The organism is Streptomyces sp. NPDC044003 (assembly GCF_056435185.1).
This window is the reverse complement of sequence record NZ_JBWKFA010000007.1, coordinates 226,034-241,089: the sequence shown is the minus strand read 5'-3', so window position 1 is coordinate 241,089 and position 15,056 is coordinate 226,034. Positions and strand designations below refer to the sequence as shown.

Genomic DNA, 15,056 nt, shown 5'->3' with positions numbered 1-15,056 from the left:
GGTTCAGCGGGTCGTACGGGCGAGGAGCATCGCCACGTCGTCCTGGGCGGCTCCCGCGAGGAGCCGCCCGATGACCTCGTCGCACAGCGTGTCCAGGGGCCGGTCCAGCGGCCGCAGCGCCGCCGCGAGCTGCCGCATGCCCTGGTCGAGGTCCCGGTCGCGGGCCTCGATGAGACCGTCCGTGTAGAGGACGAGGAGTCCGCCCCCGGGCAGGACGACCTCCTCCGTGCCGAAGTCGTGGGCTCCGGTGCCGAGCGGTGTGCCCGGCGGTCCGTCGAGGAAGGTGATGGTGCCGTCCGGGGTGGCGACGGCCGGCGGCGGATGGCCCGCGCGGGCGATGACCCAGCCTCCGTCGGCCGGGTCGTGGACCGCGTACACGCAGGTCGCCATCTCGTCCTCGCCGAGGTCGGCCACGACGGCGTCCAGAGAGCTCAGCATGCGGGCCGGTGCGATGTCGTGGCGGGCCAGGGTCCGTACGGCGGTGCGCAGTTGGCCCATGACGGCCGCCGCGTGGATGCCGTGGCCCATGACGTCGCCGATGACGAGGCCCGTCCTGCCGCCGGGCAGCGCGATGACGTCGAACCAGTCGCCGCCGACGTCGTGGGAGCTCGCGGGGAGATAGCGGCCGGTCAGTTCGAGGCCCTTGACGTCGGGGAGCTCGCTGTTGGTGAGGCTGCGCTGGAGGGTGAGGGCGGCCTCCCGCTGGGTGGTGTAGAGGCGGGCGTTGTCGATGTTGAGGGCGGCGCGGGCGACGACCTCGTCGATGAGGACGCAGTCCTGCGCGTCGAAGGGCTCACGGGTGCGGAGCCGGGTCACCGTGACCGCCCCGAGCACCTGTCCCCGGGCCACCAGGGGGACGAGCCGGGCCGAGCCGATGCGGGCGGAGAGGTAGGTGCGGAGCGACTCGGTGCGCGGGTCGGTGAAGAGCTTCGGGATGTCGGAGGCGTAGAGGTTCGTGGGCCGTCCGTGGACGACCACCTGCTCGTACACGGAGTCGAGGGGGATCTGGAAGGTCTGGCCCGGGGCGAGGAGCGACGTGGGCGCGGTCGGGTCGGGGAAGCGGGCCGCGAGGCGCCGCAGCACACCCCGGGTGGAGGCCGCCGGATCGTCGGGTTCGAGGACGGACTCCAGCATCTGCACGTCGGCCGAGTCGGCCAGCTGGGGCACGAGGAAGGCGACGGCCTCCTCGGCCGTCTGCTTCAGGTCCAGGGTGGTGCCGATCCTGGCGCCGGCCTCGGCGAGCAGGGCGAAGCGGTGGCGGGCACGCTCGACCTCGATGTGCGCCTCCTGGCTCTCGGTGATGTCCACGAGGGAGGCGATGAGCCCGAGCGGCCGGCGCTCGGCCCGGTCGACGAGCGGGGCGTACGAGCAGGACCAGATGTGGTCGCGGTCGGGATCGGCAGGGGTACGGCCGACCCGGCGGGCGTCCACGACGGCCGTACCGCTCTCCAGGACCTCGCGCATGAGGGACTCCAGCGAGGCGGCGTTGACGCCGGGCACGACCTCGGTCAGCCGGTGACCCACGTGCCGGGCGGCCGACACGCCGTTCATCCGCGCGAGGGCGTCGTTGACGCGCAGGAAGCGCAGGTCGGGGCCGAGCAGGGCGAGCCCTATGGGCGACTGGGTGAAGAGGCTCTCCATCGCCGCCAGGTTCTCCCGCATCCGCAGGACCTCGGAGGTCTCCACGGCGATGAGCATCGCCCCCGGGCGTCCGTCCGGGTCGGCGGCCGGGACGATCCACATCTCCATGGCGACGGTGTGGCCGTCGCGGTGGCGGACGGGCAGCGTGCCGACCATGGTCTCGCCCGCCTGGACGCGGTCGGTGAGCCGGTCGGCGAGTTCACGGTTCGCGTCGGGGACGAGGAGCGGGGTCGCGAGCCGGCCGAGGACGTGCTCGGGCCGGTGGCCGAGGAGGTCCTGCGCGGCGAGCGACCACTCGACGATGCGCCCCTCGGCGTCCTCCCGCCAGAGGGCGATCGGCAGCAGCTCGCGGAGCACACCCGCGTCCCCGACGGCCGCCCGGGGCGGCTGCGGAACCCTGCTCGACGACTGGTGAGTCTCCAACGCATCGACCTACGCATCGGCCTGGCCCCAGGGGGCTCAATCCCTACCGAATCACCCTATCCGAGGAGCTGTCGGCGGGCGCTGCGCAGTGCGGCCGTTCGGTACGGAGCGGTGTTCCCGCCGACGGGGTGCGGGGTGAGAGTTCCGTAGTTCTACGGATGTGCGGGGCGGCGCGGGGGTGCGAGAGTCGGTCCGGCCTGTGTGTTCGGTCCGACCGCCGCGTACGGACCTTCCGCCCCTCCCCCCTTGCCCTCCGGAGCAGCCCGCATGAGCAGCCGCTCGCCCGACGAGTTCCGCCGCGAACCGGAGGACCCGCACGAGCTGCTCCACCGGGCCCGGCGGCTCACCGCCGACGGACATCCCTCGGCGGGCGGCGCCTGGGAACGGGCGGCGACGGCCCTGCGGCGCGCGGGCGGCTCCCTCACGCCCGGTGACCACGCCCACGCCCTGGACGCGACCGCGCTCGACTGCCGGGGCCGGGCACGACCGGCGGCGGGCCCGCTCTTCTCCCGCGCCGCCGACCTGCACGAGCGGGCCGGTCAGCGCGGCAAGGCACTGGTCTCGCGGGCACGGGCGCTGCTCAGCGGCCCGGAACCGGGTGCCACGGTCTGCGCCGGACTCGCGGAACTGGGCGAGCGGGCGACCGCCCTGCACACCGCCGGGCGGGCCACCGCCGCCGAGACCGCGACGGTACTGCTGCTGCGCTGCCGGGCCCGGGCGGACCTGCTCGACACCGGCCCCGACCCGGCCGCCGCGGCCGCCGCGCTGCGCCGGGAGCTCGTACGGCTGATCGCCTTCGCCGCGCCGCACCGCGCGGGCCCCGCCGTCCTCGGGACGCTCGCCGAGGCCCGGGCGCTGCTCGGCCGTGTCACCGCGCCCGACGACCCGGCCGCCGCCCTCGGCCTGCTGCGGGCCGCGGTGGCGGATCACCACGCCGGAGGCCGGCTCCGGCCGGCCGCCGAGAGCGAGCTCCTTCTCGCGGGGATGCTCCGCGCCACCGGCGCCCACCGGGAGGCGGCGGCCGTGCTCCGAGCCGCCCTCGGCTCGACGGCCTCCGCCACGCACCCGCGTGGTGCCGACCGGGCACGGCTCTGCCTCGCCCTCGCGCGGACGTTCGCCGGGGCCACTGCCGGGCCGGCCGGGGACGAGGAGGTCCTGGCGCTTCTCGGGGAGGCCGTCCGGCATGCCGACGCGGCGGCCGGGGACAGACAGCTCAGTGCCCTCGCGCGCCTCGCGCTCGGCATCGCGCAGGCGGAGCGCGGCCGTTGGCGTGACGCTTGCGGCGTCCTGGAGGCGGCTTTGTCCGGGCTTGCCGAGGACGGCGACGGCGACGAGGCGGCGCGTGTACGGGCCAGGGCCTGGCTCGCGTACTGCGCGCTGCGTCTCGGCGAACCCGGCCGGGCCGCACGGGAGTTCGCGCGGGCGGCGGCGGAGGTCCGCCGATGGGAGGACCGGCGCCACGGCGCGGCCCTGAGCCGGCTCACGGCGCACGCCCTGGGCGCGGCCGGTTCGCCGGAGAAGGCCGCCCGCGCCTACGGGCGGGCCGCCGACCTGTGGCGGTCGGTCGGCGACCACGCCGCCGCGGCGAGCTCCCTGCGCGCCCGGGCCCGGCAGGTGGGGCGAGTACGGGGCGCGGCCGCCGCCGCGGTGGTCGAGAAGGAGGCCCGGCGGGAGGCGAGGCGCGGGCGGCGGGGCGACGGGGAGCCGGGCGGTGCCCGGGCCTGGCTCCGCGCACTCCCCGAGCCGTACGGGCCGCCCGGGCGCTACGGGGTGAACGTGTACGGCGAGGTGGGCGGGGTCGGAACCGGGACCGGGCCGGGCGGGCGGCGGCGCCCCGAGGAGCAGGGTGTGACACGAGTACAGGGGTGCGTGTGAGCAGAGTGATCGACGGCCGTTTCGAACTGGTGGAGCGGCTGGGCGGCGGCGGGATGGGCACGGTGTGGCGCGCCCGTGACCTGGCCCTCCACCGTGACGTGGCGCTCAAGGAGGTGCGTCCACCGGACCCCGCGATGGCCGATCACGACGTCGAGGGGGCCAGGACCCTGCGGGCGCGCGTGCTGCGCGAGGCGCGTGCGCTCGCGAGGATCGACCACCCCAACGTGGTGACGATCCATCACATCGTGGACGCGGGCGAGGGCACCTACCCGTGGCTCGTGATGGAGCTGGTCACCGGCGGCTCCCTCCAGGACCGGCTCGATCGGGGCACGATGACTCCGGCCGAGGCGGCCGCGCTCGGCCGCGAGCTGCTGTCCGCCCTGCGCGCCGCCCATGAGCGGGACATCGAGCACCGCGACGTGAAACCCGCCAACGTCCTGCTGCGTCCGGACGGGCGGCCGGTGCTCACCGACTTCGGCATCGCGGCGATCCGCGAGTCCACCGTCCTGACGGCCTCGGGTTCGATCATCGGCTCGCCGGACTACATGGCGCCCGAGCGGATCCGGGGCGGCACGAGCGGCCCGGCCGCCGATCTCTGGTCCCTCGCCATGCTGCTGTACGTGGCGGTGGAGGGCCGTCATCCGCTGCGCCGGGAGAACACGCTGGCCACCCTCGCCGCCGTCCTCTCGGACGACGTGCCCGCTCCCCTGCGGGCGGGTGCGCTCACCGACGTCCTGACGCGGCTGCTCGTACGGGACCCCGCCGCCCGTCCCGACGCGGAGGAACTCGACCGCGCGCTGGCGGCGGTCGGGTCGGAGGAGCCGTCGGACGAAGCGGCGACGGCCTCGGGAGGCGGCGGGACGACAGCCTCTGAAGGCGCCGGGACGACGTCGTTCCGCCTGGCGCCGCCGGCCGCCACCGCCCCCGCTTCCCCCTCTGCCCCCGCTTCCCCCTCCGCCTCCGCCTCCGCCTCCACTTCCGACAGCGCCCCGGCCACCACGCCGGTGGGGGCCGATCTGGTGGGGGCCGATCCGGTGGGGGCCGATCCGGTGCCCGTCGTCGGGCGGCGGCGTCGGGGGCGCCTCGCCCGGTTCCTGGGGTCGGCCGCCGTGGTCGTGCTCGCCGTCGGGGTTCCGGTGGCCGTCATGAACGGGGAGTGGCGGCCGGCCGACCCGGGGAGCGGGCCGAGCACCGCGCCTCCCTCGCGGCGCCCCGGGACGTCGTCGGCACCCGCCGAGGAGACGGCTCCCGAGAAACTCGACCTGCTCACGGCCGACGGGGTCCGGACCGCCGTGGCCGCCGTCAAGGCGGCCTCGGGCGGGGCGAAGGTCACCGGGTTCGTCGTGTACCCGGACTACGCGGTGGCCGAGTCGCTGGTCAAGGGCAGTACGAAGCGGTACGACCGGTACATGTACCGGGGCGGTGACGTGGCCGTCCGGCAGGGCCCCGGCGGCACCGCCTTCCCGGGCTCGGTCCCGGCCGACCTGGACGCGTTCGCGTGGGACGCGCTGCCGGCGCTCATGAAGCGGGCCGACAAGGAGCTGGGCGTCGACGAGCCGACGAGCCGCTACCTCGTCGTCACCCCGGGTTCGACGCTCCTCGGGAGCGAGGCGGGGCTGAGCGTCTACCTGTCCGACACCTACGGCGTGGCGTATCTGACGGCCGACGCCAAGGGCCGGGTGACCGCCACCTACCCCCGCAAGGACTGACGGCCCACCGTCTCGTCCCTGACGACCAGCGAGGCCAGTCCGGCGCGGGTCTCCACGCCCGTCTTGCGGTAGACCCGGGCGACATGGCTCTCGACCGTGCGGGGGCTCAGGCAGAGCCGGTCGGCCACGGCCTGGTTGGTGAGTCCCTCGGCCACCAGGGCCGATATCTCCCGCTCGCGGGGGGTGAGGACGGCGAGCCGGCCGCCGGCAGCCTCGTCGCGGGGCGGCGCGGGACGGGTGCGGTCGGCCAGGTCGAGCAGCATGCGGGCGCCGGAGTCGGCGGCCAGCCGCCGGCCCCCGCGCCAGACGGCGGCGGCCTGCGGCGCGTCGCCCGAGGCCTGGAGGTGTGGGGCGGCGAGGAGCAGGCTGTGGGCCTCGCGCAGGGCCGCCCCGGCGCGCGCGCTGTCCCGCGCGGCTTCGGTGAACTCCCGGGCCGCGGCGGCCGGCTCGCCCCGCCGGGCCAGGACCCGGCCCCAGGCGCGGCGCGCCGCACCTCGCTGGACGGGCAGGCCGAGCGGCTCCGCCTCCGCGAGGGCCCGGCGGGCGATCCGCTCGGCCTCCGGCAGGTCCCCGGCGGCGAGGGACGCGGCCGTGAGGACTTCGAGATAGCCGGGGCGCAGCGAGGGCTGGAGCCGGGAGAGGTCACGGTCGCCGCCCGCGCGCACGAGGACCTCCCGGACCCGGTGCGGGTCCTGGTCGAGCGGAAGGGCGTGGGCGAGCATGCAGCGGGCCTGCGTGGCCCACCAGCCCTCGGCGGTCCCGACGGTCGCGGCCGCCTCCTCGGAGGCGTTCCGCGCCTCGGGGTCGCCGAGGGGGCGGGCGTACAGGAGCACGGTGGCCCGCATCGCCCCGCTGAACCCGATCAGTTCGGCGCCGCCGAGGGAGCGGGCCACCGCGAGGGACTCCTCGGCCCGGTCGAGCGCGGTGCCGACCCTGCCGGTCAGGAGGTGGACGTACGCCGAGCAGAGCAGGAGTTGCGAGAGGGCGAAGGGGCGTCCGGCGCGGCGGGCCATCGCGATGCCCCGGGTGGTGTGCCGCTCGGCGGCCCCGTACCGCTCCAGGAAGGCCTCGCTCCAGCCGAGGCGCACCAGGGACTCGGCGTGGTCGGCGAGCCGGCCGTCGGTGAGGGCGTCGGTGAGGGCCGCTGCCCCGGCGGCGTGGGCGCGGGCGGCGGCGGTCTCGCCCTCGTACACCTCGCCGAGGGCGGCCAGGGTCAGTAGTTCGGCCGTCCCCGCGTCGTCGCGGCGCCGCCGGGCCTCGTGGAGGTTCTCGGTGACCACGGCGCGGACCTCGGGGTAGCGGGCGGCGAACAGGGCGCGGCAGCCCCACTCGACGACGAGCCAGGTCCGCAGGTCCGGCCGGGGGCCGGGGGTTCGCTCCAGTTCGCGGCGGAGCAGGGCGTCCGCCTCGGGGTATCGGCCGAGGTGGCGCTCCATGAAGGCGCAGAGCAGTACGGCCGAGGTCCGCAGCTCCGCCTCCGCGGCTCCGCCTTCCTGGCCGCGGGTGGCGTCGATGAGGTGGTGGAGGAGGTCCCGGCTCTCCGCGACGCGCCCCGCGGAGCCGAGGGCGCGGGCTCGACGGAGCGTCAGTTCGCTGCGGGTGTCGTGGTGTTCGGGGGCGTCGGGCAGCAGGTGGAGCACGGCACCCAGCCAGTCGGCGGCGCGAGCGGGGTCGGCCGGCGCGATCCGCTCGGCGGCCTCCGTCAACTCGGCGGCGGCGTCCGGGTCCCAGACGGCCGTGGCCCGGACGAGATGCGGGGCGCGCTCGGTCACGGGAGCCCCGGCCCCGGCGAGCGCGGCGGCGGCCCGCCGGTGCAGCTCGCGGCGGCGCCAGGGGTCGAGCGCGCCGAGGAGCAGCTCGGGCAGTGCGGGATGCCGTAGCGTGAGAACGCGCCCGTCGGGCCCGCCCCGCACGAGGTCCCTCCGCGTCAACTCGCCCAGGGGCGCGCCGACCGCCGCCTCCTGGGAAGGGTTCGGGTCGTCGTCCCGGGTGACGGCCGTCAGCAGTTCGGTGGTCGCGTGGGTGCCGAGCACCGCGATCGCCTCGACCAGCGAGCGCTCCGCCCCGTGCAGCGGGGCGAGTTCGGTGAGCGGGGCGGCCGCCGGGCCGGCGGCGGACGTGCGGGCGGCCGTGAGGGCCCGGTAGTAGAGGGGGTTGCCGAGGCTGGCGGTGTGGATCTCCCGCGCCTGCTCCGGTGGCAGCCCGGGGCCGAGGCCCTCGGCGCAGTCCTCCGGCGTCAGTGGGGTCAGCTGGAGGCTCGTGAGGGTGCCCGTGTCCTGGGCGCGGGCGAGGACGGAGGCCAGGGCCGGTGGGGTCTGGCGCTCGCGCCGGGCCAGGACGAGAAGGACGGGCGACCTCGGCGGGTGCCGGAGGAGGTGGTCCAGGAGCGCGACGGAGTCGGGGTCCGCCTCCTGGAGGTCGTCGAGGACGAGCACGAGACCGGGTGCCGCAACCCGCCCCACCGCCACCGCGATCGACCGCACTTGTCCGGCGCACTCGACGCCGGTGCGCTCGACTCCGACGCCCTCGGCTCCGGCACCCTCGACTCCGACGCCCTCAACTCCAACGCCCCCGGCCCCGGCCCCGGCCCCGGCGCACTCGACCAGCTCCGCGAGTTCCGCCAGGTCCGGGGCCGTGGCGCGGTCGCGGTGGTCGAGGTCGGCGAAGGCGTCCACGAAGGGCTGGAAGGGGGTGCCGTCCCCGGCGGCCGATCCCGCCCGCCCGTGCAGGACCGCCGCCCCGTGCAGGACCGCCGCCCCGCGGCGCCTCGCTCGTACCGCGAACTCCGTCAGCAGGCGGGTCTTGCCGATGCCCGGCTCGCCCGTGACGTCCACGGCCACCGGACCGGTGCCGCCGTTCCTTGCGCGCGACAGGGCGTCGAGCCGGTCCAGTTCCCGGTTCCGGCCGACGAAGGGCGCGCGGTCGACGCGCCCGAGGTCCGCGAAAGCCTCCATGTCACAGTCCCCCTGTCCTGCTCTTTCCCCCGCTCTCAGTTGTACGGCACGCCACCGACAACGGTCTCGGCCGGTGGCGAGGTACGGAGCTCCCGCAGGCCCGCTCAGGGGTGCATCCTGGCGCCCTTGAGCACCTTGTCCACGGCGTTGCGCGGCCCGTACACGGCGATCCCCGCCAGATCGAGCTGTCCCGCGCCCACGGCCCGTACGGCGGCACGGTTGTCCCGGTCGTTGCCGGTGGTGAAGAGGTCGGTCGTGAACACCGCGCGCGGCAGCCCGCGAGAGAGGGCCCGGCCGTGGGCGGCGGTCAGCGTCTCCTTGGTCCCCTCGAAGACCAGGACGGGCTGGCGGAACATCGGCAGGTACGGGGTGTCGTCCGCGTCGGCGTACCGTTCGCCGATCACCTCGGGGAGCTCCGTGCCGAGGCCGCTGACCAGGAACGCCGTGACGTTCAGCCGCTGCCAGGTCTCCAGGTCCTCGCGCAGCAGCACGGCGATCTTGGTGTCGAAGCGTACGGGGGTGTTGTCGGTCGTCGTCATGCTCCGAGACTGCCGCCGGCCCCTCGGCGCGGTCTTGTACATTCCTTGCATGGTGGCCCACACGATGACCCGTCAGGAGGTCTCGGCGTGGCGCCCGCGCGTGCCGGGTGTCGTGGAGGTGTTCCACGCCCGGTTCACCGAGCACGCGTACCCGATGCATGTGCACGACGTGTGGACGCTGCTCATCGTCGACGACGGCGCGGTCCGCTACGACCTCGACCGGCACGAGCGCGGCACTCCCGGCGACACCGTGTCCCTGCTCCCGCCGCAGGTCCCGCACAACGGCTCGCCCGCCACCTCCGACGGCTTCCGGAAGCGGGTCCTGTACCTGGATCTGACGCAGCTGGACGAGAGCTTCATCGGTCCCGCGGTCGACGCGCCCGACCTGGTCGACCCGCTGCTGCGGCGGCGCGTCGGGCAGCTGCACACCGCGCTCACGGAGCCGGGCGACGCGCTGGAGGCGCAGAGCCGTCTCGCTCTCATCGGCGAACGGCTGCGCGGCCATCTGCGGCCCCGGCTCCTCACGCCGGCGCGTGCGGCCGATCCCGGCGTGGCGCACGGCCTGCGGGAGCTCCTGGACGCGCGCCTCGTCGAGGGCGTGACGCTGGACGAGGCCGCCCTGCTGCTCCACGCCCATCCGGCGCATCTCGTACGGGCGTTCAGCGGGGCCTTCGGCATCGCACCGCACCAGTACCTGACGGCCCGACGGATCGACCGGGCCCGGCGCCTGCTGCTCGACGGGAAGCCGCCGGTCGAGGTGGCGGCCGCGACCGGCTTCTACGACCAGTCGCATCTGAACCGCTCGTTCAAGCGGATCGTGGGCACCACCCCGGGGCGCTTCGCCGCGCGGAAGGCGGGTGATCCTGCCTGGAAAAGGGACGAACGCGCCACATACGCCCTCCCCGGCCCTGCGGACGGCCGAATTCCGCCCATCGTCACCCAAACCGACCAGATGATGCACAGGTAGTCATCCCGCCTGGTCGCAGTGACTCCAGCGCCCCCGTCGCACGCCCTGTCGAAGCCGATCTTCCGCCCCCACCCTGAACGCCGGGAAACGCGAGCGGGAAGCGGGGGCCGAGTGGACACAGGCAAGGACGTGGACGTGTGCGTCGTCGGGGCCGGATCGGTCGGACTGACGCTCGCGATCGCCCTGCGCCGGCTGGGGCTGCGGGTACGGATCGTCGACAAGGCGCCGGCCGCCCGGCGCGAGGCCCGTGCCCTGGTGCTCTGGGCGCGGGCCCGTGAGGCACTCGACGCCCTGGGGGTCGACGAACTCCTCCGGGGCCACGGGGTGGAGCTGGACGCCGTCACGATCCACGCGCGCGACCGTTTCCTCGGCGAGCTCACCACCGGCTGGGCGCTCCCCGCCCACGCCCGCCCCCTCACCATCGAGCAGCACGACGCCGAACGCCTCCTGTGCGAGGAACTCGCCCGGCTCGGCACCCACGTCGAGTGGAACACCGAGGTGACGGACGTCAGGCTCCACGAGGACCGGGCCGCGTTCACGCTGCGCCACGGGGACGGCGTGGTCGAGTCCGCCGCCGCTCCGTGGATCGTCGGCTGCGAAGGCACGGCCAGTGTCGTCAGGGACCGGCTCGGCATCACCTTCGAAGGCCGCCACCGCACCGGAGGACTCCAGGTCGTCCAGGGCGACGCCCGCCCCACCTGGCCGCTCGGCGAGCGGTCGGGGCGCGGACACCTCTTCCTGACCCCGCACCGTTCGCTGCTCCTCTTCCCGCTGCCCGGCGGCGGCTTCCGCTTCTTCTGTTTCCGCGACGATCCCGACCCCACCCCGACCGCCGCGCCGACCCCGGCCGAACTGCGCGACCTGGTCGCCGACACCGCCCGGATGCCCGGACTGCGCCTGGACACGACGGAGCCGCTCCGGCTGGACCGGGCCGGCTTCGACGACCGGGTCGCCACCCGGCTCCGTCACGGGCGCGGGCTGCTCGCCGGGGACGCGGCGCACGCCTGGGCCCCGGTCGGCGGCCACGGCACGAACGTCGGCATCCTCGGCGCCCACAACCTCGCCTGGAAGCTCGCCGCCGTGCACCGGGGGCAGGCGGACGAGCGGCTTCTCGACACGTACGGCGAGGAGCAGCGGCGGACGGCGGTGCGGTACGTCCGCGAGATGCGCTTCGACTTCATGGAGCTGCCCCTGCCCCCGCTGGGCCACCGGGCGTTCGCGGCCACGGTGCCCGGCACCCTCACCCGGCGCGGCTTACAGCGCCGGCTCGACCTGCGCCCGAGCGACCTGCGCCGCAACCACCGGAGCGGCTCGCTGTCCTGGCACCGCCCCGCCCGGCGCCGCCGACGCGGCCCGCGCGCGGGCGACCGCGCGCCGGACGCCAGAGTCACCGCCGGCGGAAGTCCCGTCGTCCGTCGGCTGCACACCCTCCTCGCGTACGAACGCTGGACGCTGGTCCTGCACGCCGCCCGGGCCGAGCCCCGGGTGCTCGACGCCCTGCGCGAGACGTGCGTCCGGTTCCCCGCGCCGGTGCGGATCCTGCCCGTGACGCCCCGGGACCGCATCGAGGCCGGAAGGCTCTGTCACCCCGACGACCTGTGTCTCGTCCGGCCCGACGGATACGTGGGACTCGTCGCCCCGCTCGCCCGCACCACCCTGCTCCGCGACTACCTCGCGGCGATCGCGCCCGACCCCCGCGGAGCCGGGTGTTCCACGGCCCGGCGCGACTGAGGTCGGCCCCCTGACACCCGTACCCCAGGCGGCTCGGGAACCTCTCCCCCCACCTCCGCGTTATACCCCCAAGGGTATCCATAGGAGAGGTTCCATGACCACGAGAAGGCTGACCGCGCTCGCCCCCGAGCAGGCCCCCGGCCGCGCACGCGAGCTGCTCACCGACATCGTCGAACGGCACGGTTCCGTCGGCGAGATGGTGTCCACGATGGCGCACTCGCCCGCGCTGCTCGACGGCTATCTCAGCCTCTCGCGCGCCATGAAAAGGGTGAAGATCCCCCGCGCCCTGAGCGAGAAGCTGTCGCTCGCCGTCCAGGAGTGGATCGGCTGCGGCACCTGCCGCGAGGCGCACCGCGAGGCGGGCCGCGCGGCGGGCCTGACCGAGACCGACATCGAACTCGCCCGTCAGGGCACGTCGACCGACCCGCGCGAGGCCGCCCTCATCGGCCTCGCGCTGCGGGTCCTCGCCGAACCGGGCGCCCTCTCCGACGAGGACGTCGCCGAGGTGCGGGCGCACGGCTGGAGCGACCGGGTGATCGCCGAGGTGGTCGGCGTGGTCACGCTCAACCTGCTGACCGGCGCCTTCAACCTCCTCGCGGGCATCCAGCCGGAGTCCGAGGACTGACAGCGGAGGCTGGTCACGGGGCCGCTTCCCGCGACGCGCGGGCCGGGCCGGCCGCCCGGAGGTCGGCGAGGAGTTCCGCCTGGCCCGCGAGCACGCCGGAGAGGATCGTACGGGCGACCCGCAGCAGCTCCGCGACCTGCGGGCTCGTCAGCGCGTAGTAGACGGCCGTGCCCTCGCGGCGGGCGACGACCAGGTTGGCCCGGCGCAGCACGGCCAACTGCTGGGAGAGGTAGGCCGCTTCGACACCGGTGTCGCGGAGCATCTCGGCGACCCCGTGCTCGCGCTCGCTCAGCAGCTCCAGGACCCGGATGCGCACGGGATGCCCCAGCGTCTTGAAGAACTCCGCCTTCAGTTGGTAGAGCGGCGTACTCATCGCACCCACCCCGCGCCTCGCGTCGACCCAGCACTCTGCACCATGCCCCCATCCTCACCCCTCCGGGCCGGCGGGTCGCACACGGGGGCGGACAGGAAGCTTCAGGTCAGGTCAGGTCACGTCGGGGCAGGCCAGGTTAGGTCAGGTCACGTCGGTCAGGCGCTCGGCCACGCGTCGCTGTGCCAGGCGCGCTGTTCGGTGCCCGCGCCCCGGTGGGCGGCGAGCGCGGCGGCCAGGTCGCGGTGGACCGGGACGGCGGGCTCGTCGCCGGCCGGCACGAGGGAGCCGTCGGCGGGGATCGCGGCCAGTTCGAGGCTCCGGCCGACGGCCCGCAGCCGTACGGCCGCCTCGGCGACGGCGAGCTGTCCGCCCACCGACCAGCCGCGCAGCCGGGTGAGGTCGAGGACGACCGGTCCGGTGCCGCGCGCGACCGCCCACCCCACGGCCCCGGTGAACCGCCCCACGGCGTCGGCCCCGAGGAACCCGGCCAGGGACAGCACCCCGAGCTCCTGCTGGACGGTGTAGCGCCATTCGATGGTCATGTGCGTCGTCATCCCTCTCGTACGGGGGTCACAGCGGAAGCGCGGGCGGGCAGCAGACCGGCGCCCTGGAGGTGGGCGCGCGCCCCGGCGATCGCCTCGCGGGTCGTGGCGTACTCGTGTCCGGCCCGGCGCGGGACGTCCAGCGCGCCCACCGAGTCGAGGACCCGCCGCTGGCCGTCCCGCACGCCGGAGACGAGCACGGCGACGCCGCGGCGGTCGAGGCGCTCCACGACGTCCTTGAGGACGAGGGCGCCCGTGACGTCCATCGTGGTGACCCGGGACAGGCGCAGGACGACGACCCGGACGTCCGACACCTCCGAGAGTTCCAGGAGGAAGCGGTGGGCCGCGGCGAAGAACAGCGGGCCGTCGATGCGGTACGCGACGATGTGCTCGGCGAGCAGGGCGTGTTCCTCGTCGCCGTGCTCGCCCGGCAGCTCGGACCGCAGGTCCACCCGGTCGAGCCGGGCCTGCCGGGCGACGGCGCGCAGGGCGAGGGCGCCCGCGACCACCAGGCCGATGATCACCGCGTAGACGAGGTCGAGGGCCAGCGTGGCGACGGCCGTGAGGACGAGGACGGCGCCGTCGGAGCGGGTGGCCCGGGCCATCGCGCGCAGCGAGCCGACCTCGACCATCCGGATCGCGGTGGCGAGCAGGACCCCGGCGAGCGCCGCGAGCGGGATCTCCGAGACGAGCGGCGCGGCGGCGAGGACGACGACCGCGAGGACGGCGGCGTGGGTGAGCGCGGCGAGCCGGGAGGCGGCGCCGGTCCGCACGTTCACCGCCGTACGGGCGATGGCGGCGGTCGCCGGGACGCCGCCGAACAGGGGCGCGGCCAGGTTGGCCACGCCCTGGCCGAACAGTTCGCGGTCGGGGTCGTGCTGCTGGCCCACCGTCATGCCGTCGGCGACCGTGGCGGAGAGGAGCGATTCGAGCGCGGCGAGCGCGGCCACCGCGACGGCGGGGGCGAGCAGCGAGGACAGCGCGGAGAGGTCGAAGAAGGCGAGGGAGGGTGCGGGGAGACCGGAGGGGAGGTCCCCGATGGGGGTGGCGTCCGGCAGGTCGAAGACGCGGGCGACGAGGGTGGCGGCGATCACCGCGAGGATGGAGAACGGCAGGCCGGGCCGGAGTCGCGCGCCGGCCAGCATGACCGCCGCGACGCCCGCGGAGAGTCCGAGCGCGGTCCAGTTCGGGGCGGCGGCGAAGGACTCGACGGCACGCCAGGCGACGGCGAGGACCCGCTCGCCCTCGGGCCGGGCGACGCCGAGGGCGTTCGGCACCTGCTGGAGGAAGATCACGCAGGCGATGCCCAGGGTGAAACCCTCCACCACGGGGGCGGGGACGTACCGCATGGCGCGTCCGGCGCGGGCCAGGGCGAGCGCGATGAGCATGAGGCCGGCCAGCAGGCCGACGGTGAGCACGCCGGCGGGGCCGTACGCGGCCACGATCGGGACGAGGACCACCGTCATGGCGCCGGTGGGCCCGGAGACCTGGAGGTTGGAGCCGCCGAAGAGCGCGGCGAGCGCCCCGGCGACGACGGCCGTGACGAGCCCCGCCTCGGCGCCCAGGCCCGAGGAGACTCCGAAGCCGAGCGCGAGGGGCAGGGCGACGACGGCGACGGTCAGTCCGGCGACCAGGTCCCGGCGCGGGGTGCGGGTCATCGCGACGAGGTCCGCGCGG

The 15,056-nt window shown here is 75.7% G+C and carries 11 protein-coding genes; 5 read left to right on the top strand and 6 right to left on the bottom strand.

Going from position 1 to position 15,056, the window contains the following annotated elements; translation table 11 throughout:
* Positions 1-3: 3 nt before the first annotated feature.
* The gene (locus AC07AW_RS27200; protein WP_478818072.1) at positions 4-2,064 is read right to left on the bottom strand and encodes a SpoIIE family protein phosphatase; all 2,061 of its coding nucleotides are present in this window, start codon (positions 2,062-2,064) and stop codon (positions 4-6) included.
* Positions 2,065-2,331: 267 nt separating this feature from the next.
* On the opposite strand from AC07AW_RS27200, the gene AC07AW_RS27195 reads away from it, so the two are divergent.
* The gene (locus AC07AW_RS27195; protein ID WP_478818071.1) at positions 2,332-3,939 is read left to right on the top strand and encodes a hypothetical protein; all 1,608 of its coding nucleotides are present in this window, start codon (positions 2,332-2,334) and stop codon (positions 3,937-3,939) included.
* Positions 3,940-3,992: 53 nt separating this feature from the next.
* A complete protein-coding gene (locus AC07AW_RS27190) occupies positions 3,993-5,648 on the top strand; it encodes a serine/threonine-protein kinase (protein WP_478818264.1) in 1,656 nt (551 codons plus the stop codon).
* On the opposite strand, the gene AC07AW_RS27185 is transcribed toward AC07AW_RS27190, so the two are convergent.
* Together AC07AW_RS27185 and AC07AW_RS27180 are read right to left on the bottom strand one after the other, a co-directional pair.
* Positions 5,630-8,602 (bottom strand): helix-turn-helix transcriptional regulator, encoded by a 2,973-nt coding sequence (locus AC07AW_RS27185; protein WP_478818070.1) that lies wholly within the window; start codon positions 8,600-8,602, stop codon positions 5,630-5,632. The genes AC07AW_RS27190 and AC07AW_RS27185 overlap by 19 nt on opposite strands.
* Positions 8,603-8,706: 104 nt before the next feature.
* A complete protein-coding gene (locus AC07AW_RS27180; protein ID WP_478818069.1) occupies positions 8,707-9,192 on the bottom strand; it encodes a DUF2000 family protein in 486 nt (161 codons plus the stop codon).
* Here AC07AW_RS27180 and AC07AW_RS27175 point away from each other — a divergent pair.
* The 3 genes from AC07AW_RS27175 to AC07AW_RS27165 all read left to right on the top strand — a co-directional run bounded on the left by AC07AW_RS27175 (position 9,191) and on the right by AC07AW_RS27165 (position 12,464).
* Entirely contained in the window at positions 9,191-10,108 is a 918-nt protein-coding gene (locus AC07AW_RS27175; protein WP_478818068.1) for a helix-turn-helix domain-containing protein, read from the top strand. The two genes, AC07AW_RS27180 and AC07AW_RS27175, sit on opposite strands and share 2 nt — an antisense overlap.
* 111 nt (positions 10,109-10,219) lie before the next feature.
* Positions 10,220-11,839, top strand: coding sequence for an FAD-dependent monooxygenase (locus AC07AW_RS27170; protein ID WP_478818067.1), 1,620 nt, complete (start codon positions 10,220-10,222; stop codon positions 11,837-11,839).
* Between the two features lie 94 nt (positions 11,840-11,933).
* A complete protein-coding gene (locus AC07AW_RS27165; protein ID WP_478818066.1) occupies positions 11,934-12,464 on the top strand; it encodes a carboxymuconolactone decarboxylase family protein in 531 nt (176 codons plus the stop codon).
* A gap of 13 nt (positions 12,465-12,477) precedes the next feature.
* On the opposite strand, the gene AC07AW_RS27160 is transcribed toward AC07AW_RS27165, so the two are convergent.
* From AC07AW_RS27160 to AC07AW_RS27150, 3 genes are all read right to left on the bottom strand, one after another.
* On the bottom strand, positions 12,478-12,837 hold the full coding sequence (locus AC07AW_RS27160) for an ArsR/SmtB family transcription factor (protein WP_478818065.1): 360 nt from the start codon (positions 12,835-12,837) through the stop codon (positions 12,478-12,480).
* Between the two features lie 155 nt (positions 12,838-12,992).
* Positions 12,993-13,379 (bottom strand): STAS domain-containing protein, encoded by a 387-nt coding sequence (locus tag AC07AW_RS27155; protein ID WP_478818064.1) that lies wholly within the window; start codon positions 13,377-13,379, stop codon positions 12,993-12,995.
* 8 nt (positions 13,380-13,387) lie between these two features.
* Positions 13,388-15,037: a SulP family inorganic anion transporter gene (locus tag AC07AW_RS27150; protein WP_478818263.1), complete on the bottom strand. Its 1,650-nt coding sequence runs from the start codon at positions 15,035-15,037 to the stop codon at positions 13,388-13,390.
* Positions 15,038-15,056: the final 19 nt, after the last annotated feature.

Excerpts from the sequence above, each read along its gene's own strand:
- AC07AW_RS27195 (WP_478818071.1), top strand. The coding sequence starts at position 2,332 with ATGAGCAGCCGCTCGCCCGACGAGTTCCGCCGCGAACCGGAGGACCCG.
- AC07AW_RS27190 (WP_478818264.1), top strand. The coding sequence starts at position 3,993 with ATGGGCACGGTGTGGCGCGCCCGTGACCTGGCCCTCCACCGTGACGTG.
- AC07AW_RS27185 (WP_478818070.1), bottom strand. The coding sequence starts at position 8,602 with ATGGAGGCTTTCGCGGACCTCGGGCGCGTCGACCGCGCGCCCTTCGTC.
- AC07AW_RS27175 (WP_478818068.1), top strand. The coding sequence starts at position 9,191 with ATGGTGGCCCACACGATGACCCGTCAGGAGGTCTCGGCGTGGCGCCCG.
- AC07AW_RS27180 (WP_478818069.1), bottom strand. The coding sequence starts at position 9,192 with ATGCAAGGAATGTACAAGACCGCGCCGAGGGGCCGGCGGCAGTCTCGG.
- AC07AW_RS27165 (WP_478818066.1), top strand. The coding sequence starts at position 11,934 with ATGACCACGAGAAGGCTGACCGCGCTCGCCCCCGAGCAGGCCCCCGGC.
- AC07AW_RS27160 (WP_478818065.1), bottom strand. The coding sequence starts at position 12,837 with ATGAGTACGCCGCTCTACCAACTGAAGGCGGAGTTCTTCAAGACGCTG.
- AC07AW_RS27155 (WP_478818064.1), bottom strand. The coding sequence starts at position 13,379 with ATGACCATCGAATGGCGCTACACCGTCCAGCAGGAGCTCGGGGTGCTG.
- AC07AW_RS27150 (WP_478818263.1), bottom strand. The coding sequence starts at position 15,037 with ATGACCCGCACCCCGCGCCGGGACCTGGTCGCCGGACTGACCGTCGCC.